The organism is Gordonia sp. J1A (assembly GCF_055393515.1).
In genome coordinates this window covers 2,614,558-2,638,406 of sequence record NZ_AP041607.1, presented here as the reverse complement: position 1 = coordinate 2,638,406, position 23,849 = coordinate 2,614,558, and the positions used below count along the sequence as shown (strand labels likewise).

General features: G+C 71.2%; 10 protein-coding genes. All 10 read left to right on the top strand.

Translation table 11 applies throughout. The features are described from left to right. Nucleotides 1-73 precede the first annotated feature (73 nt). The 10 genes from ACZ5QD_RS12265 to ACZ5QD_RS12220 all read left to right on the top strand — a co-directional run bounded on the left by ACZ5QD_RS12265 (nt 74) and on the right by ACZ5QD_RS12220 (nt 23,717). Nucleotides 74-1,444, top strand: a complete 1,371-nt coding sequence (locus ACZ5QD_RS12265; protein WP_006896074.1) for a salicylate synthase — start codon at nt 74-76, stop codon at nt 1,442-1,444. Continuing rightward, the gene (locus ACZ5QD_RS12260) at nt 1,441-4,950 is read left to right on the top strand and encodes a non-ribosomal peptide synthetase (protein ID WP_464366787.1); all 3,510 of its coding nucleotides are present in this window, start codon (nt 1,441-1,443) and stop codon (nt 4,948-4,950) included. Before ACZ5QD_RS12265 ends, ACZ5QD_RS12260 begins: the two co-directional genes overlap by 4 nt. Next, complete coding sequence (locus ACZ5QD_RS12255) at nt 4,947-6,263, top strand: SidA/IucD/PvdA family monooxygenase (RefSeq protein WP_006896076.1); 1,317 nt, start codon at nt 4,947-4,949, stop codon at nt 6,261-6,263. Before ACZ5QD_RS12260 ends, ACZ5QD_RS12255 begins: the two co-directional genes overlap by 4 nt. Continuing rightward, nucleotides 6,260-6,886 (top strand): GNAT family N-acetyltransferase, encoded by a 627-nt coding sequence (locus ACZ5QD_RS12250; protein WP_045540529.1) that lies wholly within the window; start codon nt 6,260-6,262, stop codon nt 6,884-6,886. Before ACZ5QD_RS12255 ends, ACZ5QD_RS12250 begins: the two co-directional genes overlap by 4 nt. 849 nt (nt 6,887-7,735) lie before the next feature. Next, complete coding sequence (locus ACZ5QD_RS12245; RefSeq protein WP_006896079.1) at nt 7,736-8,509, top strand: thioesterase II family protein; 774 nt, start codon at nt 7,736-7,738, stop codon at nt 8,507-8,509. Next, nucleotides 8,506-9,849: a beta-ketoacyl [acyl carrier protein] synthase domain-containing protein gene (locus ACZ5QD_RS12240; protein ID WP_006896080.1), complete on the top strand. Its 1,344-nt coding sequence runs from the start codon at nt 8,506-8,508 to the stop codon at nt 9,847-9,849. The genes ACZ5QD_RS12245 and ACZ5QD_RS12240 overlap by 4 nt, the downstream gene beginning before the upstream one ends. Beyond that, nucleotides 9,842-12,937, top strand: coding sequence for an SDR family NAD(P)-dependent oxidoreductase (locus tag ACZ5QD_RS12235; protein ID WP_006896081.1), 3,096 nt, complete (start codon nt 9,842-9,844; stop codon nt 12,935-12,937). The genes ACZ5QD_RS12240 and ACZ5QD_RS12235 overlap by 8 nt, the downstream gene beginning before the upstream one ends. Nucleotides 12,938-13,048: 111 nt before the next feature. Then, nucleotides 13,049-13,807 carry a hypothetical protein gene (locus ACZ5QD_RS12230; RefSeq protein WP_006896082.1) on the top strand — a complete coding sequence of 253 codons (759 nt, stop codon included), beginning with the start codon at nt 13,049-13,051 and terminating at the stop codon, nt 13,805-13,807. A gap of 77 nt (nt 13,808-13,884) precedes the next feature. Further along, on the top strand, nt 13,885-19,200 hold the full coding sequence (locus ACZ5QD_RS12225; RefSeq protein ID WP_464366786.1) for an amino acid adenylation domain-containing protein: 5,316 nt from the start codon (nt 13,885-13,887) through the stop codon (nt 19,198-19,200). After that, on the top strand, nt 19,197-23,717 hold the full coding sequence (locus ACZ5QD_RS12220; protein ID WP_464366785.1) for an amino acid adenylation domain-containing protein: 4,521 nt from the start codon (nt 19,197-19,199) through the stop codon (nt 23,715-23,717). Before ACZ5QD_RS12225 ends, ACZ5QD_RS12220 begins: the two co-directional genes overlap by 4 nt. Nucleotides 23,718-23,849 lie beyond the last annotated feature (132 nt).

Sequence of the window (23,849 nt, the reverse complement as noted above, 5' to 3'; positions counted from 1 at the left end):
GAGTCGCGGGTGATGTAGATTAGCCTCACCTAATTTTCTTGCGGATCTCCGCTGTGAACGATGGGACTGAACAATGGTTGTGGCACCTGCTTCTCCGGTGGGGGACGCGCCCGTCGACGACGATCTGGCCGCGCGGGCCGCCGCGGTGTGCGGCGCATGGGCGTCGTCGGGTGAATTCGGTGAGTACGTCGTCTACGAACGAGACGGACGCTGGACGTTCGCCGCTCGTCCGCAAGCACGCATCATCCTCACCAAGACCATGGTCATCGTCGATCCGGCGCCCGGAGACGACCACTGCACGCCTCGTGAGATCGCCTGGGACGGCGAACCCGCGGCGGCACTGAACCAGGCGCTCACCGGGCTGGGTCTGCCCCGGTGGCGGCTGTACGGCTGGGTCGGATTCGACTACTGCGCGCCGCACTACGGCCTGCTCGACCGCGTCCGTGACGACGTGGTGCTCGCCCATCTGATCGTGCCCGGGCTCGAGGCCTTCGTGGACGCGGACGGGATCTCGGCACCGGGGGCCGACGAGGCCACTCTCGCGCGACTGCGCGAACTCGCCGATCTGCCGGTCCACGCCGGCGGGGAGGAGTCGATCCGCCGGGCGGAGCCCGTGGAGATCGATGTCTCGGCCGACCCCGACGACTACCGCGGCCGGGTCGCGACGGCCGTGCGCGAGATCAACGACGGCCGATACCAGAAGGTGATTCTGTCCCGCAGTGTCGATGTGGGCTTCGACGTCGACATCCCCGCGACCTACGTCCGCGGCCGCAAGAGCAACAACCCCGCGCGGTCGTACCTGCTGCATCTCGGCGGACTCGAGGCCGCCGGTTTCAGCCCCGAGTTGGTGGTCGCCGCCGACGGTCTCGGGTCGGTGGTCACCGAACCGCTCGCGGGTACCCGTGCCTTCGGCCGCTCGCCGGAGGCGGACGCCGCCGCCCGCGAAGACCTGCTCTCCGATGAGAAGGAGATCGCCGAACACGCGATGTCGGTGCGCGCGTGCTTCAGCGAGATCGAATCGGTGGCGCTGCCCGGCACCACCGCGGTGAACGAGTACATGGTGGTCCGTGAACGCGGCAGCGTGCAGCATCTCGCGTCCACGGTGTCCGGGAGGCTCGACCCGGCTGCCGGACCGTGGCGGGCGCTGGGCGTGCTGTTCCCGTCGATCACCGCCTCCGGCATCCCCAAGGCACCCGCCCTCGAGGCGATCTACCGGCTCGAACCCGCGCGTCGCGAGCTCTACTCCGGCGCCGTCCTGATCGCCGATTCGAGCGGTGAACTGGAGGCGACGCTGGCGCTGCGCACCATCTTCGCTGAGGGCGATCGCGTGTGGCTGCGCGCCGGCGCGGGGATCGTCGGGCAGTCGCGCCCCGAGCGGGAGTTCGAAGAGACCTGCGAGAAGCTGGCCAGCGTGGCCCCGTACGTCGTGCGGGCGGCGCGGTGAGCGCGCCGACCGACCGGCCGACGGCCGCCGCAGTCCGCGAGGACGTCGCCGCGCTGCTCGACGTCGATCCGGCCACCATCACCGACACGGACGACCTCATCGGTCTGGGCCTGGACTCGATCCGGATGATGCGGCTGGCCGGCGGCTGGCGCAAGAGCGGACACGACGTCAACTTCGCCGACCTCGCCGCCCGCCCGACCGTCGCCGACTGGGCGGTCATGCTCGGCGCAGACCCGGCGGACGAAGCGGCTTCCGCGCCTGCCGAGTTCGACGAGTCGGCGTGGTCGGAGGCGGCGTTCCCGCTGGCGCCCATGCAGCACGCGTACTGGGTCGGACGCACCGGTGCCGCCGACCTCGGCGGTGTGGCCGCGCACCTGTACGTCGAGTTCGACGGCGCGGGTCTGGACCCCGACCGGCTCGCCGCGGCGGCGCAGGCGCTCGCCGCCCGCCACGGCATGCTCCGCGCACGGTTCCGTTCCGACGGACGCCAAGAGGTGCTCGACACTCTGCCGCGACCGGCGCTGACGGTCGACGATCTGCGCGAGGCCGTACCCGGCGAGATCGACCGGATCCTCGAGCAGCGGCGCGAGGCCAAGAGCCACCAGGTCCTCGACATCGCTGCCGGACAGGTCTTCGACCTCACGCTCACTCTGCTTCCCGGCGGTCGCCACCGTCTGCACTTCGACATCGACATGCTCGCCGCGGACGCGATGAGCTACCGCACCCTGCTGCGCGACCTGGTCTCGGCCTACGACGGTGCGCAACTGCCGCCCCTGGCCATCGAATACCGCGACTACCTGCGGCATCGGGCCGAGCATCCGGATCCGGCACGCGCCGCCGACCGCGAATGGTGGACCGCGCGGCTGCCTGACCTGCCGGGCGGACCGGTCCTGCCGACCCGCCCGCCCGGGCAGTCGCAGAGCGCTGCCCCGCGGGTGCGGCGGATGAACCACTGGCTCGACGCTCGGGCCCGCGAACGTCTTCTCGCCGCAGCACGCGAGCGCGGAGTGACGCCGGCGGCGGTCGTGGGAGCGGTGTACGCCGCGAGCGTCGGCGCGTGGTCTGCCACACCGCGTTTCCTGCTGAACGTGCCGCTGTTCCAGCGAGTGCCGATGCACGACGAGATCGAGTCGGTCTCCGGAGACTTCAGCTCCTCGATCCTGGTGGACGTCGACCTGAGGACGCTGACCGAACCAGGCCGCGGGTCGGTGCTCGACCTCGCGCGCGAGGTGCAGCGACGGATGCACGAAGCCGGTGCGCACAGCGCGTACGGCGCGCTCGAAGTGCTTCGCGACCTCGGCCGTCTGCGCGGCGAGACGGTGCTGGCCCCGGTGGTCTTCACCAGTGCGCTGGGGCTCGGCGAACTCTTCGCCGACGAGGTCTACGACCGGCTCGGCGAGCCCGCGCACATCGTCTCGCAGGGCCCGCAGGTGTTGCTCGACGCCCAGGTCACCGAGGTGGGCGGTGGCCTGCTGACCAACTGGGACGTCCGCATCGACCAGTTCCCAGACGGCGTGGTGGAGGCCATGTTCGAGCACTTCACCAATGCGCTCGACCGGCTCGCCGCCGCCGATTCGACGGCGGGCTGGCTGGCCGAGGCGCTGCCGCACCTGCCCGCCGCCCAGCGGGCGGTCCGATGCGAGGTCAACGACACCGCGGCGCCGACCTCCGGGCGTGTGCTGCACGAAGGCTTCTTCCAGATCGCGGCCCAGCACCCCGATCGCACCGCGCTCGTCTGGCGCGACGGGAGCGCCACCTACGGTGAACTCGCGGCACAGGCGCTCGCCGTGGCGGCCGCGCTGCGGTCGGCGGGAGTGCGGCCGGGCGATGCGGTCGGTGTGCAGATTCCCAAGGGCTACCGGCAGGTGATCGCGACGCTCGGCGTCTACGCCTCCGGTGCCGTGTGGGTTCCGGTCACCTACGATCAACCCGCTCCGCGGCGTTCGGCCATTCTGCGGACCGGCGAGGCGTCGCTGCTGCTGACCGACGGGGTCGTGGCACCAGACGCACTGGACGTTCCGGCGCTGGAACTGAGCGACGCGATGGCGGCGGCACCGCTGTCGGGCCCGTACCTGCCCGACCCCGAGGCGGTGGCATATGTGCTGTTCACCTCGGGTTCCACCGGTGCTCCCAAGGGTGTCGAGGTGCCGCACCGGGCGGCGATGAACACCATCGACGACATCAATCAGCGTTTCGGTGTCGGCCCCGACGACCGATCACTCACGGTCGCGGCACTGGAGTTCGACATCTCGGTGTACGACATCTTCGGCCTGTACAGCGCGGGCGGAGCGGTGATCGCCGTCGACGCCGACGACGCCAAGGACCCGGCGGCGTGGCGCGAACTCCTCGTGACCCACCGCGCGAGCATTCTGACCTGTGTCCCCAGCGCGCTCGACATGTTGTTGACGTTGGCGGAGACGGAGGCCGACGGTGCGGCGCTGGGTGATTCGCTGCGCGCGGTGCTCCTCGGCGGCGACTGGGTGGGCGCCGATCTCCCGGACCGACTGCGCGCACTGGCCCCGCGGGCCCGTTTCGCCGGTCTCGGCGGAGCCACGGAGATCGCGATCCACGGCACCGTGTGCGAGGTGACCCGGGCGCCGGAGCACTGGACCAGCGTCCCGTTCGGGACACCGTTGAACAACGTGGCCTGCCGAGTGGTCAGCGAACTCGGTGCCGACTGCCCCGACTGGGTGACCGGCGAGCTGTGGGTGGGCGGCGACGGCGTCGCGCACGGCTACCGAAACGAGCCGCAGCGCACCGCGGAACGGTTCGTGGAGTTCGAGGGCCGCCGGTGGTATCGCACCGGTGATCTCGCGCGCTACTGGCCCGACGGCACGATCGAGTTCCTGGGCCGCGCCGACAATCAGGTGAAGATCCGCGGGTTCCGCGTCGAACTCGGCGAGATCGAAGGTGCTCTGCGCTCGCTGCCCGACGTGCGGCATGCGGTGGCGGTGCTGATCAAGGGGAACGGACCGGCCACGCTGGCCGCCGCGGTGGCACCCGAACCGGGTGCCGCGCCGTCGCCGGAGGGCCTGCTCGCCGAACTGGCCGGATTGGTTCCGGCGTACATGGTTCCGGCGGTGCTCCAGGTCCGGGACGAGCTCCCGCTGACCGGCAACGGGAAGCTCGACCGCGCGGCCATCACCGCGAGTCTGAGCGGCGCGTCCGACATCGGCGCGCCCCGGCGGTCGCCGGAGACCGATCTGCACCGCGCTCTGCTCGACATCGTCGCCGGTGTCCTCGGCGGTGATCGCGAACTGGGCATCGACGACGACTTCTTCGCCGCGGGCGGCGACTCGGTGCTCGCCACCACCGTCATCGCCCGGATCCGCGACCTGCTCGACGCGCCGCAGGCCGGGGTGGCCGACATCTTCGCGGCGCGGACCGTGGCGGAGCTGGCGCGCCGACTCGACGCCGCCGACGAGCGGGCGGGACGGCTGGAGCGCGTGGCGACGATCTACCTGGAGATCGCCGCGATGGACGATGAGGAGTTGATGGCGCAGTGACCGTGAACCGCCCCGACGCCGGAGCGTCCGACGCCTCCTCCGCCGGCACGCTGGTGGCGATCGGCGCCGGACCCAAGTCGCTGTCGGTGGCCGCCAAGGCCAAGGTGATGGCCGATCTCGGCCTGCCCGCGCCGCGCGTGGTGATCGTCGACCGGTACGGGGTGGGCGGCAACTGGCTTCCGCTCGGCGGCTGGACCGACGGTCGTCACCGGCTCGGCACCAGCCCGGAGAAGGACCTCGGCTTCCCGTACCGCGGCGCGCCGCACCGCACTCATGCCGCGCAGATCAACGCGGGAATGCTGGAGTACAGCTGGATGGCGTTCCTGGTGGCGCATCAGACGTACACCGAATGGATCGACCGCGGCCGGCCCAACCCGCACCATCACGTGTGGGCTCGCTATCTGGACTGGGCGGCGGCCAAATCGGGGGCCGAACTGCACATCGGCACGGTGGAGCGCGTCCGCGTGGTCGACGGCGGATGGAGCGTCGACTTCCGCACGTCGGACGGCGGTCTCGACAGCGTCGACGGCGACGGACTGCTGGTGACCGGACCGGGTTCGAGTGACGAGCCGCTGCTCGACGATCCCCGCGTACTGTCGGTGGCCGGTTTCTGGGATGCGGTGTCGCGCAGGGCGATTCCGGCGTCGTCGCGGGCCGCGGTGATCGGCGGCGGTGAGACCGCGGCGTCGGCGCTGGACGAGTTGGTCCGGCACGAGGTGATGTCGATCTCGGTCATCTCACCGGCACCGACGATCTACACCCGCGGCGAGAGTTACTTCGAGAACTCGGTGTTCTCCGATCCGACGGGGTGGCCGTCGCTGCCCGCGGCGGAGCGGCGCGATGTGATCCGCCGGACCGACCGCGGCGTGTTCTCGGTGAGCGTGCAGGAGAACTTGCTGGCCGACGAGCGGATCCACCACCTGCGAGGCCGAGTGACCGCCGCGCGACGGGTGGGGGAGTCGGTGGCGTTGACCCTCGGCAACCCAGGCCGGTCGGCGGCCGAGCACTCGTTCGATCTGGTGGTGGACGCGACCGGCGGTCGACCGCTGTGGTTCCTGGACCTGTTCGACGCCGAGAGCGTCGACGAACTCGAGCTGGCGCTGGGCGGACGGCCCGACCTACCGCGTCTGGAGACGGCGATCGGGCACGATCTGGCGGTCGAAGGGTTGTCGCAGGCGCTGTATCTGCCGAATCTGGCCGGCTTCGCGCAGGGCCCCGGTTTTCCGAATCTGAGCTGCCTCGGCGAGCTCTCCAATCGGGTATTGCGCAGTGCGGTGGATCGGTCGGCGGCGCGGACGGGAGCGAAGCGATGAGTGCGTCCGATACGGGATACCGCATCGAGCGCGAGCTGACCGACGTCTCCGACGCGGTGCGCGAGGCGGGCGCCCCGCCGGTGCCGTCGACGATCGGCGCGTTCGCATTGCGCACGGTGGAGCCAGGGGGAGCCGACCCGGCACTGCTGGAGGAGTGGTTCGCACGGCCGCACCTGGTGCAGACCTGGGAACAGGAATGGTCCGCGGCACGCTGGCGGGACGACGCCCGGTATCGCCTCGACGGCGACTACTCGCGGCCGATCATCTTCTCCCGCAAGGGCGTTGATGCGGGGTACCTGGAGATCTACCGCGTGGCGCGCGACGAGATCGCCCGCCTGTATCCGGTGGACCCGCACGACCTCGGTCTCCACGTCGCGACGGCTGATCCGGAGTTGCTCGGCCGCGGGGAGATCTCGGCGTTCATCCGCGAACTCGCCGACGCACTCTTCGCCGCCGATCCCGACTGTCGTTGCATCGCCGTGGAACCCGCGTCGTCGAACACTCCCATGCGCCGAGCCCTGACCAAGCGCGGCTGGACCGATCACGGCGAATTCCAGGTCCGCCCGGACCGCCGTATCGCCCTCCACCTGCTCCCCCGCGAGAGGAGCTCCCCCCATGCCTGAGCACCCCTCACCCAGGCTTGTTCAGCGAGCGGCTCCCCCCAGGCTTGTTCAGCGAGCGAGTCCCCCGAGGTTTGTTGAGCGAGCGCAGCGAGTCGAAACGATCACTCGCGCAGGCTGGGACCGCCCCGCGTGTTGTGGAGTGAGTCTGCGCCTGGTGGTTTCGACTCGCTTCGCTCGCTCAACCAGCCTGGAGGGTGGCTCAACCGGCTTGGGGTTGAGTGCTCGTCCATCGGACAGCGTGGCTCTCCCCAGGTTTGTTGAGCAAGCGAGTCCCCCCAGGTTTGTCGAGCGAGCGAGTCCCGGCAGGTTTGTTGAGCGAGCGCAGCGAGTCGAAACGATCGCTCGTGCAGGGCGGGACCGCCCCGCGTGTTGTGGACTCAGCCTGCTTCCGGTGGTTTCGACTCGCTTCGCTCGCTCAACCAGCCTGGAGGGTGCGTCAACCGGCCTGGGGTTGAGTGTTCGTCCAGCGGGCAGCGTGGCTCTCCCCAGGTTTGTTGAGCGAGCGAGTCTCCCCAGGTTTGTCGAGCAAGCGAGTTCCCCGAGGGTTGTTGAGCGAGCGCAGCGAGTCGAAACGATCACTCGCGCAGGCTGGGAGTGCTCCGCGTGTTGTGGAGCCAGCCTGCGTCCGGTGGTTTCGACTCGCTTCGCTCGCTCAACAAACCTGGAGGCTCGCTCAACAAACCTGGAGGGTGGCTCAACCAGCCTGGAGGGTGGCTCAACCAGCCTGGAGGGTGGCTCAACCAGCCTGAGGGCTCGCTCAACCAGCCCGGCGATGAGGACTCGCTCAACAGGCCTCGGCATGAGGACCTGCTCGACCACTGAAACACCGCACGACTTTGGGAACAAGAGATGACTACACCCGCGACCACTCGCAAGGCACCCGCACTCCGGGCGTTTCACAAGCCGGCCGACGCCGACGCGCCGATCCTTCTCGTCTTCCCCCACGCGGGCGGGGGAGCGTCGTCGTACCGTGACCTGTCGGGGCGGTTGTCGGCTCACTTCGACGTCCGCGTGATGCAGTATCCGGGACGGCAGGACCGGATGCGCGAGGACGCCGCGACCGGACTCGGAGAGTTGGCGACCGAAGCCGCGGAGGCCTTCACCGCCACCGCCGACTTCGCCGACCGTCCGGTGGTGGTGTTCGGGCACAGCATGGGCGCGATCGTCGCCTTCGAGTTCACCCGACTGCTGGAGGCGCAGGGCACGACACCCCGACGGCTCATCGTCTCAGCGGCTACCGCGCCGAGCCGAGTGGCTCAACTGCCGAAGCATCCCGACTCCGACGAGGACCTGCTGGCACACCTGACGGGCCTGCAGGGCACCGGCGGCGCGGTGATGGGCAGCGACTCGGTGATGCGGATGGCGCTGCCGGTGCTCCGAGCCGATTACCGGGCGTTCGACGCCTACGACTGCGCCGCCGACGTGCGGGTGTCGACCCCGATCCAGGTGGTCGGCGGAGCGGACGATCCGGTGATCCGGCCGCACCAGCTCCACTCCTGGTCCGACCACGCCCACGAGGTGGAGGTCAGCCTCGTCGACGGAGGTCACTTCTACCTCAACGAACATCCGGACGCGCTCGTCGACCTGCTGGTGCGGACCGCGACGGGCGGAGGAACCCGGTGACCGCGCACCACCCGCACGTCGCCGGAGGAGCGGATTCGGCACCCGACGACGCTGTCGTGATCGCGGGCATGGCGGTCGAGGCGCCGGGCGGCATCGACACCCCGGAGGACTTCTACGCAGCCCTCGCCGCCGGCGAGGACTTGATCGGGCCGATGCCCCGCGACCGCGGCTGGCCGGTGGACCAACTGCTTTCCCTCGACCGCGTTCCCGGTTGGGGTGCCGTGCCCGACGCCGGTGGATTCCTCGACGGCGCAGCCGAATTCGACCCCCAGTTCTTCGGTCTCAGCCCGCGAGAGGCGACGGCGATGGATCCGCAGCAGCGGGTCGCGCTCCGGGTGGCCTGGCGGGCCGTCGAGAACGCGGGCGTCAACCCCGCAGCCCTCGACGGCCGGGAGATCGGAGTCTTCTTCGGAGCTTCCGGAATGGAGTACGGACCCACGGTGGCAGCCGTGAACGACTACTCCGGCCACCGGATCGCCGGAACCGCACTGGGTTCGGTGTCCGGACGGATCTCGCACGCCCTCGGACTGACGGGCCCGGCGATCACCGTCGACACCGCGTGCGCGTCGTCGCTCACCGCCGTGCATCAGGCGGCCGCAGCGATCCGCTCCGGCGAATGCGACTGGGCGATCGCCGGCGGCGTGTGCGTGATGGGGTCGCCGGGAGCGTTCTTCGAGTTCTCCCGCAACAATGCGCTCGCCGCCGACGGACGGTGCCGCTCGTACTCGGCGGGGGCCTCCGGCACCGTCTGGGGCGAGGGCGCCGGCGCGGTGATTCTGGAGAGCGCCGGCGCGGCCCGGTCCGCCGGACACCGCATCTACGGAGTGGTGGCCGGATCGCGGGTGAACCACAACGGTTCCGGGGCGCCGATCGTGGTGCCGAGCGCGGACGCCCAGCGCCGGGTGATCGCGGGCGCACTCGCCGCCGCCGGCGTGGACGCGGCACAGATCGACCTGATCGAGGGGCACGGAACCGGCACTCTGGGCGACCCGATGGAACTCGACGCGCTCTCGGCCGTCTACGGCGCCGCCCGGGCCGACGACCGTCCCGCCGCCGTCGGGTCGGTGAAATCGAACGCCGGACACGCGCAGGCGGCGGCCGGAATCCTCGGTCTCGTCAAAGTCCTGCAATGCGGCCGGAACGGCACGATCGTCGGCACGCGGTTCGCCGACGAGCCGACCGACAAGATCGACTGGGACACCGCCGGGCTGCGACTGCCCGCCGCCACCGAACCCTGGCCGGCGCGCGACGGCCACCGTTTCGCCGCCGTCTCCAGCTTCGGCGTGTCCGGAACCAACGCCCATCTCATCGTCGACATGCCGGAGGCCCCGAATGCCTGACACGCCTCAGACCGGTGCGCAGTACCTCTTGCCCGACGGTCGCATCCCGGTGGTCGTCTCCGCGGACGCCGAAGACCAGCTCGGCCGGTTCGCGGCCTCCATCGCGCGCTATCTGCGGGCGCATCCGGCCGTCGACGCGCAGCGGGCGGCCGCATATCTGCTCGACGCCCGGCCGGTCCGCCGACACCGTGCGATCGCGGCGGTCGCCGACCGCGATGAGCTGCTGGGCGCACTCGATGCGCTCGCCGCCGGCCGATCGCACCCCGCGGTGGTCCGCGGGACCGCCGCCGCACACCGCTTCGCGTACGTCTACCCGGGCCAGGGCAGCCAGCGGCCCGGCATGGGTGCGGTGGACTACGACCGCTCCGCCGCCTACCGCGCCGCCGTCGACGAGTGTCACGCCGCCTCGCTCAACCTCTTCGGAACGTCGCCGATCGACTACGTCCTCGGCCGCGGCGACGCGGAACAGACCGACGACGTGCGGGTGGTGCAGCCGGCGCTGTTCATGCACATGCTGGGTCTGACGGCAATGTGGGACGCGGCGGGCGTCCGACCGTCGATGACCGTGGGACACAGTCAGGGCGAGATCGCCGCGGCGGTGCGCAGCGGCATCGCCAGTCTGCGCGACGCGCTGATCGTGGTGACCGTGCGGGCACGCGCGGTGGACGCGGTGGCGCCCCGCGGGTACACGATGGCCGTCGTCGGAATCAGTCTCGACGAGGCCGAGGCGCTGCTGGCCCGCAATTCCGGATGGATGGAATTGTCGGTGGTGAACTCCGAGCACATCCTGTGCGTGTCGGGGGAACGGCAGGCGGTGCTCGGGCTGATCGCCGCGCTGGAGGCCGAGGGCAAGTTCGCCAAGGAGATCCGCGTCGCCTACCCGGCGCACACCAGCATCGTCAGCAAGTTCGCCGACGAGTTCCAGACGGCGTTCGACGCCTACGGTCTCGGCCGGACGTTCACCGATCCCCGGATCCCGTGCATCGGCGCCACGCTCGGGGAGGCGATCGAGCCGTCGACCCCGGTGCGCGACTACTGGTTCTGGAACCTGCGCAACCGCGTCCGGTTCGACCGAGCGGTTCACACGGCGGCAGACGCCGGAGCCGACGTCTACATCGAGATCGCCGAGCATCCGACGCTGGTGCTGGCGTTGTCGGAGACGCTGGCGGGCTCGCCCGATGCCACGATCCTGAGCACCCGCCGCCGCGAGTGCACCGATCACACGCTCTTCACTCGCAACGTCGTGACGGTCGCGGCCACCGACCTGACCTTCGACTGGTCGAGCTGGGAGGTGCGCGGGCGCACTCGCGGGCTCCCGCTGGAGGCCTTCCCGAACTCGCCGATGCGCAAGACCCGCCTGTGGGCCAGGCCGGACGCCGGCGTCGGAGACGCCGTCAACCGCCCGGGGTGGGCCGCACCGCCCGCCGACCACGACGTGCGTGTGCTCGACGTCCGCTGGCAGCGTCCGGCGAGCCGGCGCTCGGCTGCCCCGCAGCGCATGGCGGTGCTGGCGCTTCCCGGATCAGATCTGAGTCTCGCCGCCGGCATCTGCTCGGCCGCGCCGCAGCACGGCGCCGTGGCCTGGCAGGTACCCGACGGCGGTGCCGAGATCGGTGAGGTCGACGCCGCACTGGTGCTCCTGCCCGCGCGCGGCGACGACGTCGAAGCCGAGCTCGCCGCGGTCCTGGCGGGTTCGGCCTGGCGCGGCGGTCTCGCGGAACTCCCGCCGACCGTGTGGATCGTCAGCACGGGGGCGGAGACGGCAGTGGACGGCGACGTCGCCGACCCGGTGCACGCCGCGGCCGTCGCCGGACTGCGCTGCCTGGCCACCGAGCAGTCCGGGGTGCGCGTCGCGCAGCTCGATCTCCCTGCGCGGCAGCCGGTCTCGGCTGACGATGTGCTAGCGGCCGTCCATGTCGCGGGCGAGCCGGCGATCGCACTGCGAGACGGCGCGGTACTCGTCAAGCGACTGATGCCGACGGAAGCGGGGTCGGTCGCCGACCTCGATCTCACGCACGCCGTCATCACCGGCGGCACCGGGAAGGTCGGACTCGCCGTCGCCGAACGCTTCGCGCGCGACGGTGCGCGCCGGATCACCCTGCTCAGTCGTTCCGGCGGCGACGAGACGGCTCATCGCGTCGCCGCCCGGTTGTCCCGGCGTCACGGAGTGGACGTAGACCTGCGGCGCTGCGACCTCACCTCGGACACCGAGCCGGCGCAGCTGGCGGATCTGCCTCCGGTCACCACTCTGGTGCATGCCGCGCTCGACTACGTCGAGCGGCCGCTGTCGGAGATCACCGAGGCCGATGTGCGGCGCGCCGTGGATGCGAAGGTGAGCGGACTCGCCCGGGTTCTCGACGGGATCGGGGGCGCACCGCGGGTCGTGCTCTGTGCGTCGCTCGCAGCCACCCTTGGAGGCCGGGGACAGGCGCTGTACGCCGCCGCGAACCGTCTCCTCGAGGTGGAGGCCGCCCGGCTGCGGACGACCGGGGTGGACGCCGTCGCGCTCGCCTGGGGCTTGTGGGCGGTGCAGGGACCGCTCGACGCCGACGGGCTGGCGCGCGTCACGGCGACGGGCGTGGTGCCGATGGCGCCGACCGCGGCACTCGACGCGGGTCTCGCCGTTCACGGGGGCGATGCCGTGGTGATGGCGGCGTCCTGGCCGGACCTGCGCCATCTGTTGGAGATGACCGGGTCGGGCGTGCTGATCGAGGAGGTGCCCGATCGCGTCGGCGCACCGGAATCGGGACACGAAGAGGAGGCCGCGGCAGCCGACGCCGCGGTCGAGACGGAGCACACCGAAGAAGCCGAGACGGCGCCGGCCGAGGTACCGGAGACGCCGCCGGCACCTGCTCGATCGGGCGACTTGACGGCGAACCTGATCGACGAGTTGGCGGTCGCGATGGGTCTCGCGGCGACGGACATCGATCCCGCTGCGCCGCTGGTGGCGCTGGGTATGGACTCACTGCAGGCACTCGACTTCCGCAAACGGGTCCAGACCGCGCTGGCGTGCGACCTTCCGGTGGAGGCGATCCTGGGCGGCGCCAGCCTCGATGAGGTGGTTGCGTTGATGGACGAGGCCGCGTAGCGCTCGCGTCATCTTCCGGGTGTGGGGCGCGCAGCGAAACGGACGAATCCGTGACCAGGGTAACCGTACTAAGGCTAGACTTACCTTCTTAAGGTTTGGTTCAATTACCGCATGTATGACGAAGAGCAGGTCACCCAGCCGATCGCCGCTGAGCCGGCGCCGGCGGCCGAGGAGTCGGGCACGTCGATCAACTGGCCCACGGTGATGATGGCGGCGGGCATCTCGGCGGTCGTCTCGGCGATCGTGCTCTCCATCGGACTGGTCGGTCTGATGCTCAGCGACGTCGGCGGCAACCGTGCCGCGGCGCAGGAGGCCCCCGCCACGGTGGTGAATCTCGGTGCGCAGCAGACGCAGCCGCACGCCGCCGCCCCGGCGTCCGACAGTGCCGCCCCTTCGTCGGACGCCCCGGCCGCCGACGCTCCCGCCGCCGATGCGCCGGTCGCCGATGCGCCCGCCGCGGACGCTCCGGCGGCGCAGGCTCCGGCTGCTGCTCAGCAGCAGACGCCCACCGCGCAGGGGCCGACGAAGCCGACGGCCGCGCAACTGCAGGCCGAGATGGACTACCTCGCCTCCGGTGCCTCGAACGCGCAGAAGGCTCAGCGCCTGGAGGGCGGGGCCCGCGCGGTGAACCAGGCGCAGGGCATCCTCGGTCTGGCCGCGAAGTTCAAGCCGATGGGGCTGACTTACCGGATCGTCGACCCGGTGACGGTCAACGGCAACATCGCCAGCGCGCGTCTCAAGCTGTCCTCGCCCGGATACCAGCCCACCTACATGACGATGAAGTGGGTGTGGAAGGACGGGCGCTGGAAGCTCACCAACTCGTCCATCTGTGAACTCGGTTCGTACGCCAACATTCCCTGCAACCTGTAAGGACCGTTGGACCAGGAAGGACCCGGGGCGATCGCCCCGGGTCCTTCCTTTAGGTAAGGCTAGGCTAAAATCGACCCATGACGAGTGACCTGGCCGCCCGCCGACGTGAACTCCTCCGCAAGCGTCTCCAGGAGGAGAGTCTGACTCACCGTGGCGCCGCGGAGGCGGTGCCGGCCCGGGCCGACGGTGCGCGCACGCCGCTGCCCATCGCGGCTCGCCGGCTCTGGTTCGCCGGCCACCGCGATCCGGACGACACCTCGCTCAACATCTCGGTGGCCTTCGCGCTGCACGGGGAACTCGATGCCGAGCGTCTCCGCCGCGCCGTCGAGTCCGTGGTCTCGCGACACGAGACGCTCCGCGCCCGCTACCTCGCGGGCGAGGACGGCGAGCCGGTGATGCAGCACCGCGTCGGCGCCCCGATCTCCTGGACCACCGCCGACCTGACCGAACTGTCCGGCTCGGCGGCGCAGCGGCGCCTGCAGGTGCTGGCCGCGCGGGAGGCGCGGACGCCCTTCCGGCTCGCCGACGACGCTCCGCTGCGAGTCACGCTCGCCGCGCTGGCACCCGAGCACCACGTGCTGCTCCTGACCGTCCACCACATCGCCTGGGACGACGACTCGTGGGCGGTGTTCTTCGCCGACCTCGCCGCCGCCTATCGGGAGACGGAGACGGCGGCGCTCGCGCGGGCGTACGCCGACGTGCCCGACCCCTCTGACGACCGACTCGACGCCGACCTCGCGCACTGGGCGCAGGTGCTGCGTCCCGCACCCGAACCGCTCGACCTGCCCGCCGCGACCGGCGCCACCGGCAGCGGTCGCGTGCACCGCCGCTTGGCGCCGGAGATCGAGGCTGCGGCAGCCGAACTCGCACGAGCTGCGCGCACCACCACGTTCGCGGTCCTGCTCGCGGCCACCCAAGCCTTCCTGCATCGCGTGTACGGCGCCGACGACGTGGTGATCGCGGTGCCGACCACCGTGCGCCCGGCCGGGGCCGAGGATCTGATCGGTTACTTCGGCAACACCGTCCTGCTGCGCGGCGACGTCGACGCGCGGTCGTCGCTGACCGAGCTGATCGGCTGTTCCCGTGAGTCGTTGGCCGCCGGGCTCGCCGCCTGCCGCGTTCCGATCGACCGAGTGGTGGCCGAGTTCGCGCCCGACCGCCGCGCCGGTCTGGCCGGGCTGGTCTCGGCGAGCCTGTCGCTGCGCCGTGATCTGTCCGGGCTCGGGCTCGACGGCCTCCGCGTCGAACACCTCGACCACCTCCACGCTCCCAACGCCCAGTTGCCGTTGGAGTTCGCGATCGTGTCCGGTACCGAACCCGTCCTGGAACTGCAGTATCAGTCGTCCCGCTTGCGCGATGCGGAGGCGCAGGCGCTGCTCGCCGCGTACGCGACCTTCCTCACCGACGTCCTCGGCCGGCCCGACGCGCCCATCCGGGACGCACGACTGCTCGATGACGAGGCGCTCTCGGCGGTGGTCTCCGCGGCCGCCGGACCCGCGGTCGACGATGTTCCCGACACCCTCGTCGGCATGTTCGAGGCCGCGGTGGCGCAGCGTCCCGCCCACCCGGCGATCGTCACCGACGACCGCTCGATCACTTACGCCGAACTCGGCACCGCCGTCGACGTGCTCGCGGCCCGGATCGCGCACGCCGCGGGCCCGGCGCTGGCGGCGCCGGACGCCGTGGTCGCGCTGCGCATGTCCGCGAGCGAGGACTTCGTGGTCGCCGCGCTGGCGGTGCTCAAGACCGGCGCCGCCTACCTGCCGGTGGATCCGGACTACCCGGCCGACCGCACCGCCTTCCTGCTCGAGGACGCCCGTCCTGTGCTGGTGCTCGACGCCGCCGAAGTGCAGCGGCTGCGCGCCGAACCCGAAGAGGCGCCGCGGCGTCTCGGCCTTCCCGGGCCCTCGCCGGAATCGTTGGCCTACATCATCTACACCTCCGGATCCACCGGCACCCCGAAGGGCGTGGCCGTGGAGCACCGGGCGATCGCCGAGCATCTGCGCGCATTCGGCGCCACCAGCGTCGTCGGCTCCGACGACCGCCTCGTGCAGACCTCGTCGGTCAGCTTCGACGCGTCGATGTTCGAGATCTTCGCGACCCTGACCGCCGGCGCCACCCTCGTGATCCCGAAGAAGGGCGCGCTCACCGACATCGCCTACCTGGCCGACCTGCTGGTCCGCGAGCAAGTGACGGTGATGCACATGGTGCCGAGCATGCTCTCCACGCTGTTGCTGATCCCGGAGGTCAAGCAGTGGACCACGCTGCGCACCGTGCCGGTGGGCGGCGAGGCGCTGCCGGGTGAGGTCGCCGACGAGTTCACCACCGCGTTCACCGCAGACCTCAGCAACAACTACGGGCCCACCGAAGCCGTCGTCGCGGCCACCCATCACCGGGTCGACGGACCGCGCGGCGGCGCGGTGGTGCCGATCGGCCGTCCCAATCCGGGGGTCGCGGCGCACCTGCTCGACGCCGGCCTGCAACCGGTGCCCGACGGAGTGGTCGGCGAGTTGTACCTCGGCGGACGTCAGCTGGCGCGCGGCTACCTGCGCCGCAGCGGACTGACCGCCGCGCGATTCGTCGCGGACCCCTTCGGAAAGGGCGAACGTCTTTACCGCACAGGCGATCTTGCCCGGCGCGGAGGAGACGGGGAGCTGCAGTTCGTCGGCCGCTCCGACGACCAGATCAAGGTCCGCGGCTTCCGCATCGAGCCCGGTGAGATCGAGGCGGTGCTCGCCGCGCACGAGGACGTCCAGCGTGCCCTGGTCACCGTGGTCGACGACCGACTGCTCGCGTACGTGATCGGCGAGTCCGGCGCGGTCCCCGACCCGCAGGCGCTCCGCGACCACGCCGCGCAGACACTTCCGTCGCACATGATTCCGGACGCCGTCGTCGCCATCGACGAGGTGCCGATCACCGTGCACGGCAAGCTCGACCGCGCTGCGCTTCCGGTGCCGGCCGCGCAGGCCGCGGGTTTCGTGGAGCCGGCGACGCCCACCGAGCGGCGGGTTGCGGCGGTGTTCTCGGAGCTGTTCGGCGGCCGGACCATCGGGTCCGCGGACTCGTTCTTCGATCTCGGCGGCCACTCGCTGCTCGCGGCCCGCCTGGTGACCGCCCTCTCGGCCGAGTTCGGGCTCGACGTCGACGTCCGGGCACCGTTCGACGCCCCGACGGTGGCCGGGCTGTCCGCACTGCTGGTCGAGAAGGCGCGCGCCGAGCTCGGCGTCGACCTCGACGCGGACCCGGACCAGGACGGCTGGGCGGACGGCGCCTGGACAGAAGGCGACGCGGAGGGGAGCGACTGGGCCGACGGGGACTGGACCAGCGCCGACTTCGGCGGGATCGCCCTGGGAACGCCGGAGCCGCGGCACACCGAACCGGTCCGACCTCCGCTGGTGGCCGGTGACGAGGTCGAGCGGGCGCCGCTGTCGTTCTCCCAGCTCGCCATGTGGTTCAACGAGCGGTTCGGCGGCGCGAGCGCGGAGAACAACATCGTGCTGACCCTCGCCGTCGAAGGGCCGGTGAACGACGACGCTCTGCGCGGCGCGATCGCGGACGTGGTCCGGCGGCATCGCTCGCTGCGGACCTCGTTCAGCGAGATCGACGGACTGCCGGTCCAGGTGATCCGCGCCGACGCCGACATCGAGGTGCCGCTGAGCATCACCGAGGCCACCGATGCCGACGACCCCGTGCGCATCGCGGCGCAGACCGGGGAGCTGATCTTCGATCTGGCGGCGGCGCCGCTGGTGCGCGCACACCTGGTGCGGGCCGGGTCGTCGTCGGTGCTCGCGCTGGTGATTCATCACATGGTGGTCGACCACGGCAGCACCGACATCATCATCGCCGACCTCGCCGCCGCCTACCGTGCGCGGACCGGCGGTCCCGCCCTCACTCCTCGGCCGGCTGGACCGGAGTACACCGACGTGGCGCGCTGGCAGCACTCGATGTTCGGTCTCGACGCCGACCCCGACAGCGACGCAGGCCGCTACGGGCGTGCCCAGATCGACTTCTGGCGCGACCGGCTCGAAGGACTTCCGGACGAGATCCTGGTGGCGGCCGACCGGCCCCGCCCCGAGGGCCTGAGCCACCGCGGGGTGATCGTCGACTTCGATATCAGCGCTTCGCGCTACGAGCGGCTCAAGACCGTCTTCCGCGACAGTGCGGTCAGTGACTTCATGGCGCTCACCGCCATGTGGTCGGCTGCGCTGCACACGCTCGGCGGCGGCGTCGACATCGCGATCGGCACTCCGTCGGCGGGGCGGGCCGACCCGGCGACCGCCGACATCGTCGGGCTGCTCGCGAACATGGTGGTTCTGCGCACCGATCTGGCCGGCGAGCCGACACTGAACGACGTTCTGCACCGCTCCCGCGACGCCGTGCTCGACGCCTTCTCCCACCAGGATCTGCCGATCGAACGCCTGGTGGAGGCGCTGAACCCGCGCCGCACCCGGGCCCGGAACCCGCTGTTCCAGAGCATGGTCCACTTTCGCGATACGGCAGGCGAGCCCGTGGTCCAGCTCGCGGAGGGCACGTCCATGCACATCCTCCCGATGGAGGTGGACACCTCCTACCTCGATCTGAACCTGATCGTGACCACCTGCGGCGACGGCAGCCTGAGCGGCCGGCTGGTCGCGAGCGCAGACCTCTACGACGAGGACACCGCGCGCGGTATCGCCGACCGATTCACGACGCTTCTCGAAGCTCTGGCGGAGAATCCGCAGCGACGGCTGTCGGAGGTGACGGTCCGGCCGATACCGGATGCACTCGACGCCTCCGTGCACGGTGAGGATCCCGCCGTGCTCGCCGAACTCATCGCCGCCGGGTCGCCGCGACGCGTTCAGGCGCGGCCCGCGACACTCGCCGGTCTGCCGCACGCGGGTCTGACGCACTGCGCCTCGGTCGCGACCTGGATCGTCGACGGTCCGGGTGCCGCCACCGCACTTCCGGAGACGCTGCGCGCGCTCTCGCCCGCGTCGCTGGTGATCGACAACTACGTCGCCGCACCGGCGGCCGCGCCGGTCGCCGAGGTGTACACCGCCGGCGGCGGCACCCAGACGCCGACCGAGCGGGCACTGGTGACCATGCTCGAGGAACTGCTCGGGGTCACCGGGGTCGGGCGCGACGACAACTTCTTCGCGGTCGGCGGCGACAGCGTCATCTCGATCCAGTGGTCGGCGCGTGCCGCGGCCGCGGGCATCGCTCTCGATCCGCAGCAGATCTTCGACCACTACTCGATCGCCGAACTGGCCGAGGCGGTCGACGCCGCGCGGGCCCGGAACGACGACACCGTCGAGCCGGAGCCGCAGCCGGTCGATGCGTCGCCGATGTCGGCGTCGGGGCTGTCGAGTGACATGCTCTCGGCGCTCGGCTCGGCGTGGGAGGCGCAGCAGTGAGCCCGGAGCAGCAGTCGAAGCCGGCCATCGAAGACGTCCTCGCGCTCTCGCCGCTGCAGGCCGGGCTGTTCTCGCTCTCGGAGATGGCCGGCGACGGCCTCGACGTCTACAGCATGCAGTTCGTCGTCGAGATCAGCGGACCGCTCGACGCCGCGGTCTTGCGCCGCAGCGTCGCCGCCGTCCTCACGCGGCACCCCAATCTCCGTGTCAGTCTGTGGGATCAAGGCGTTCCGCACCCGGTGCAGATCGTGCCGACCCAGGTCACCGTGCCGTGGCGCGAGGTGCGAACCCATCCCGACGATTTCGACGCTCTCGCGCTCGCCGAACGCTCGCAGCGGTTCGACCTGCGTCGCGGCCCTGCGATGCGTGTGGTGCTCGCCGCACTGCCCGAGGGCAGGCACCGGCTGCTGCTCACCGCACACCACATCCTCATGGACGGCTGGGCGATCGCGCTCTTCTTCCGCGAGCTGCTGGCGATCTACGGCGCGGGCGGCAGCGCCGACGGACTGGCGCCGGTGAAGCCGTACCGCAACTACATCGCGTGGCTGGCGGAGCAGGACTCCGCCGCGGCGCTCGACACCTGGACGTCGTATTTGGACGGGGTGCCGCCGCTGCTGATCGGTGCCCCGGGGACCCCGGCCACCGAACCGGTGCGGCACCGGCGAACGCTCGACGCCGCGGAGACCTCGCGCGTTCTGGGTTGGGCGCGCCGGGCCGGACTGACTCCGGCGGCTGTGACGCAGTACGCGTGGTCGGTGGTCCTCGGCCGGCTCGCCGACCGGACCGACGTGGTCTTCGGGACCACCATCTCGGGCCGACCGCAGAGTCTGCCGGGGGCCGGCGAGATGGTCGGGCTGTTCATCAACACCGTCCCCGTGCGCGTCGACCTGCGAGCTCAGCCGACCGTCCTCGAGGCCTGCACCGCACTGCAGCGGTCGTCGGCCAGGATGCGCGACCTCGGATTCCTCGGCCTCGCGGACATCGCGCGCGCGGCCGGTACCCCGAACCTCTTCGACACGCTCTTCGTCTACGAGAACGCTCCGATCGGTTCGGCGACCGAACCCGTCACCGCGCCGGACGGCACCCGCTTCCTGCCTCTCGCGATGGAGTCGCTGTCGCACTACCCGCTGACCGTCGTCGCGTACGAGCTCGACGGGGAGCTGATCGTGATGAGCGAATCGGTCGCCGAATCGCTGGGACCGATCGATCCGGCGCAGGCCGTCGAACGGGTGCTCGCGGTGCTCCGGGCGCTGCCCGACGCCGCGGACGCTCCTGCCGACACGCTCGACGCGCTGCTCGATCACGAGAGGGAATGGGCGGCACGGCCGTCGCGCGGTACGCCGCTGCCCGCCGGAACCACGGCGATCGGGCTGTTCTGCGAACAGGCACGGACCTCTCCGGCGTCCGTCGCGCTCGTCGCCGACGACGGCACCTGGACCTACGATCAGCTTCACCGCTGGTCGCTGGCGCTTGCGGCGGACCTGCGGTCTGCGGGAGTGCGACGCGGTGACGTGGTGGCGGTGGCGCCGCGACGGTCGGGCCGGACGGTCGCGGGCGTGCTGGGGGCGATGCTCGCCGGCGCCGCGTACGTGCCGATCGACGTGTCCATGCCGGTCGCCCGGATCGAGAATCTGCTCGACCAGTCCCGTGCGGACGTGGTTCTCACTGACCCCGACTTCGTCGATCTGTTCGCGGGGCGCACCGTCGTCACCGATTGGGACGCCGGGGATCGGCATGGCGGGGAATCCGTCGAGGTGTCCCCGGCCGATGCGGCGTATCTCATCTTCACCTCCGGCTCCACCGGCGAGCCCAAGGGAGTGATCGGCACGCAGGGAGCGCTGGCCAGCTATGCCCGCGATCACCGCGACCGCGTGCTGTCGGTCGGCCGCCGGCGGCTCGACCGCCCGTTGCGGGTGGCGCACGCCTGGACGTTCTCCTTCGACGCGTCGTGGCAGCCGCTGGCCGCCCTGCTCGACGGCCACGAGGTCCATCTGTTCTCCGATGAGCAGACGCGCGACGCCACGCGTCTGGTCGCGGCGCTCGCCGAGCGCCGGATCGACATGATCGACACCACGCCGTCGATGTTCGGCCAGCTCTCGGCGGCCGGGCTGGTGTCCGGGGAACCGGGGCGGCCGACGTTGACGGTGCTCGCACTCGGTGGCGAGGCGATCGGTCCGGCGCTGTGGGACCAACTGGGGTCGTTGCCGCGGACGGCCGTCTTCAACTGCTACGGACCCACCGAGACCACCGTCGAGGCGATGGTCGCGCGCGTGTCGGAGTCGCCGGTGCCGACGATCGCCGGACCCACCGACCGGATGAGTGCGCGGGTGCTCGACTCCCGCCTGCGGCCGGTTCCCGACGGGGTGATCGGTGAGCTGTACCTGACCGGCGACCAGGTCACTCGCGGCTATCAGGGGCGCCCCGGGCAGACGGCGGCAGCCTTCGTCGCCGACCCGATCCGATCTGGGGAGCGCATGTACCGGACTGGAGACCTGGTACGCCGCAACGCAGTCGGCGACATCGTCTTCGTGGGACGCGGCGACGACCAGGTCAAGATCCGCGGCTACCGCATCGAGGTGGGCGAGGTGGAGGCCGGACTCAGGGCTGTGCCCGGGGTTCGCGAGGCCGCCGTGGTGGTGGTCGATCGGCCGATCGGTGCGGCGCTGGTCGGATTCGTCTCGGGGGCGACCAACGGGGCGGCTCTCGACGCCGCCGTCGTCCGCGGCGAACTGGCGCAGAAGCTGCCGTCGCACATGATCCCGACGCGGATCGTCGTGCTGCCGGTGCTGCCGGTGAACCGTAACGGCAAGCTCGATTCGGTGCTGCTGGGGGAGTCGGCGCGCGCGGCGCTGGCCGGCGGCGGGGAGACGGGCCGACCGCTCGACGAGGTGGAGGAGCGGGTGGCCGCGGCCGTCGAGGGCGTGCTCGGCACCCGCCCCGGTCCCGACGACGACTTCTTCGACCTCGGCATGGACAGCATCGTCGCGATGGCGTTGGTGACCGCGCTTCGTGCGAGCGGCGACGAGATCGCGGCGCGCGACGTCATGGCCTTCCCCACCGTGCGCGACCTGGCTGATGCCGTCCGCCGGGGCGAGCGTCTGGCGCGGATCGCCGCCGAGCGCGAGTACGGCGAGGTGCCCGCGCTGCCGGTGGTGGAGTGGATGTACGAGGGCGGCCGGTGGCGGCGGTTCACGCAGACGGTGCTGTTCCGACTGCCCGACGGGTGCACGGACGCCGAGGTGGTCCAGGTGCTGCAGGCCGTGGTGGATGCGCACGACATGCTGCGGTCCACTCGGGAGAGCGGAGTGCTCGTGACCCGCGAACCCGGTGCGGTGGACGCGGCGAGTCGGTTCTGGGTGATCGACGGGGAGCCGGGGCAGCAGCTGGGCACGCTCATCACCATCGCCGCCCGCCAGGCCAACGAGGCCGTCGATCCCGATCGCGGAGACATGGTGGCCGCGGTTCGCGTGGTGCCGAGCGGGGGCGGCGATGTCCTGCTGCTCGCGATCCACCATCTCGCGGTGGACGCGGTGAGCTGGCAGATCCTCTTCGGCGACCTCGCCCAGGCCGGCGCGGCCGTCGCCGCGGGCGCGCCGCCGGCACTGCCCGCGGAGTACACCGACTACCGCGCGTGGAGTCGTCGAATGCTCGCGAGGTCGGGAACGGAAGTCGTTGCCGCACAGCGGGATTACTGGCGGTCGCAGGTGTGTGCCGACGACCCGGTGATCGGTTCGCGTCGACCGGAGATCGGCCGCGACACCTGGAGCGAGTTGACGTCGGCGCCCGTCTTGACCGACGTCGCCGTGACGGCCGAGATCCTGGACCGGACCGATCAGCGGATCGGGATGCGTGAGTTCCTGCTGACCGCGCTGACGGCGACCTTCGCATCCTGGCGCGCCGAGCGCGACCAGGACCCGTCGGCGGGAGCGCTGATCGCGCTCGAAGGTCACGGCAGAGAGGATGCGACCGTCGGGGACGACATCGACACCGGGCGCACGCTCGGCTGGTTCACCACGGTGTTCCCGGTGCGGCTGGCCGCGGGCGCGACGGTCACGGTCGACGCATTGGAAGCGGACTCCGGCGAGGGGCGACGTCTGCTCGAGCGTGTCACTGCGGAGCTGGAGGCGGTCCCGAACCGGGGTCTGGACTATGGGCTGCTGCGCTATGCCGAACGCGACGCCGACCTGGTCGAGGGCGTCGAACCGCAGGTGGAGTTCAACTATCTGGGCCGCTTCGACCTGGGTGTCGCGGGTGAGGATCCGGGCGCGTGGCAGCCGGTCGTCGACCTGGAGTTGAACGAGCATCTGCCGACCGATCCCGAGCCGGATCTTCCGCTGCGATACGCGCTCGACGTGGTCGCCGTGGTCCGCGCGACCGACGACGGCCCTCAGTTGGTGACGAACTGGCGTTATTGCTCCACGGTCCTCTCGCCCGCCGACATCGCCCGCCTCTCCACCCTCTGGTCCCGCTCCCTCTCCGCCCTCTCAAGCGCCGAACCCCCAAAGCCTCTCGAGTAGCGGAGGAGCGGACCGAGACGGGGCATCGCACTGGCCCGAGGTGCCCCAGGTTTGTCGACCTCTGGCCTGTCGAGTAAGCGGAGGAGCGAAGCGACGAAGCGCATCGAGACGAACGGGTCTCCATGCGTCCTC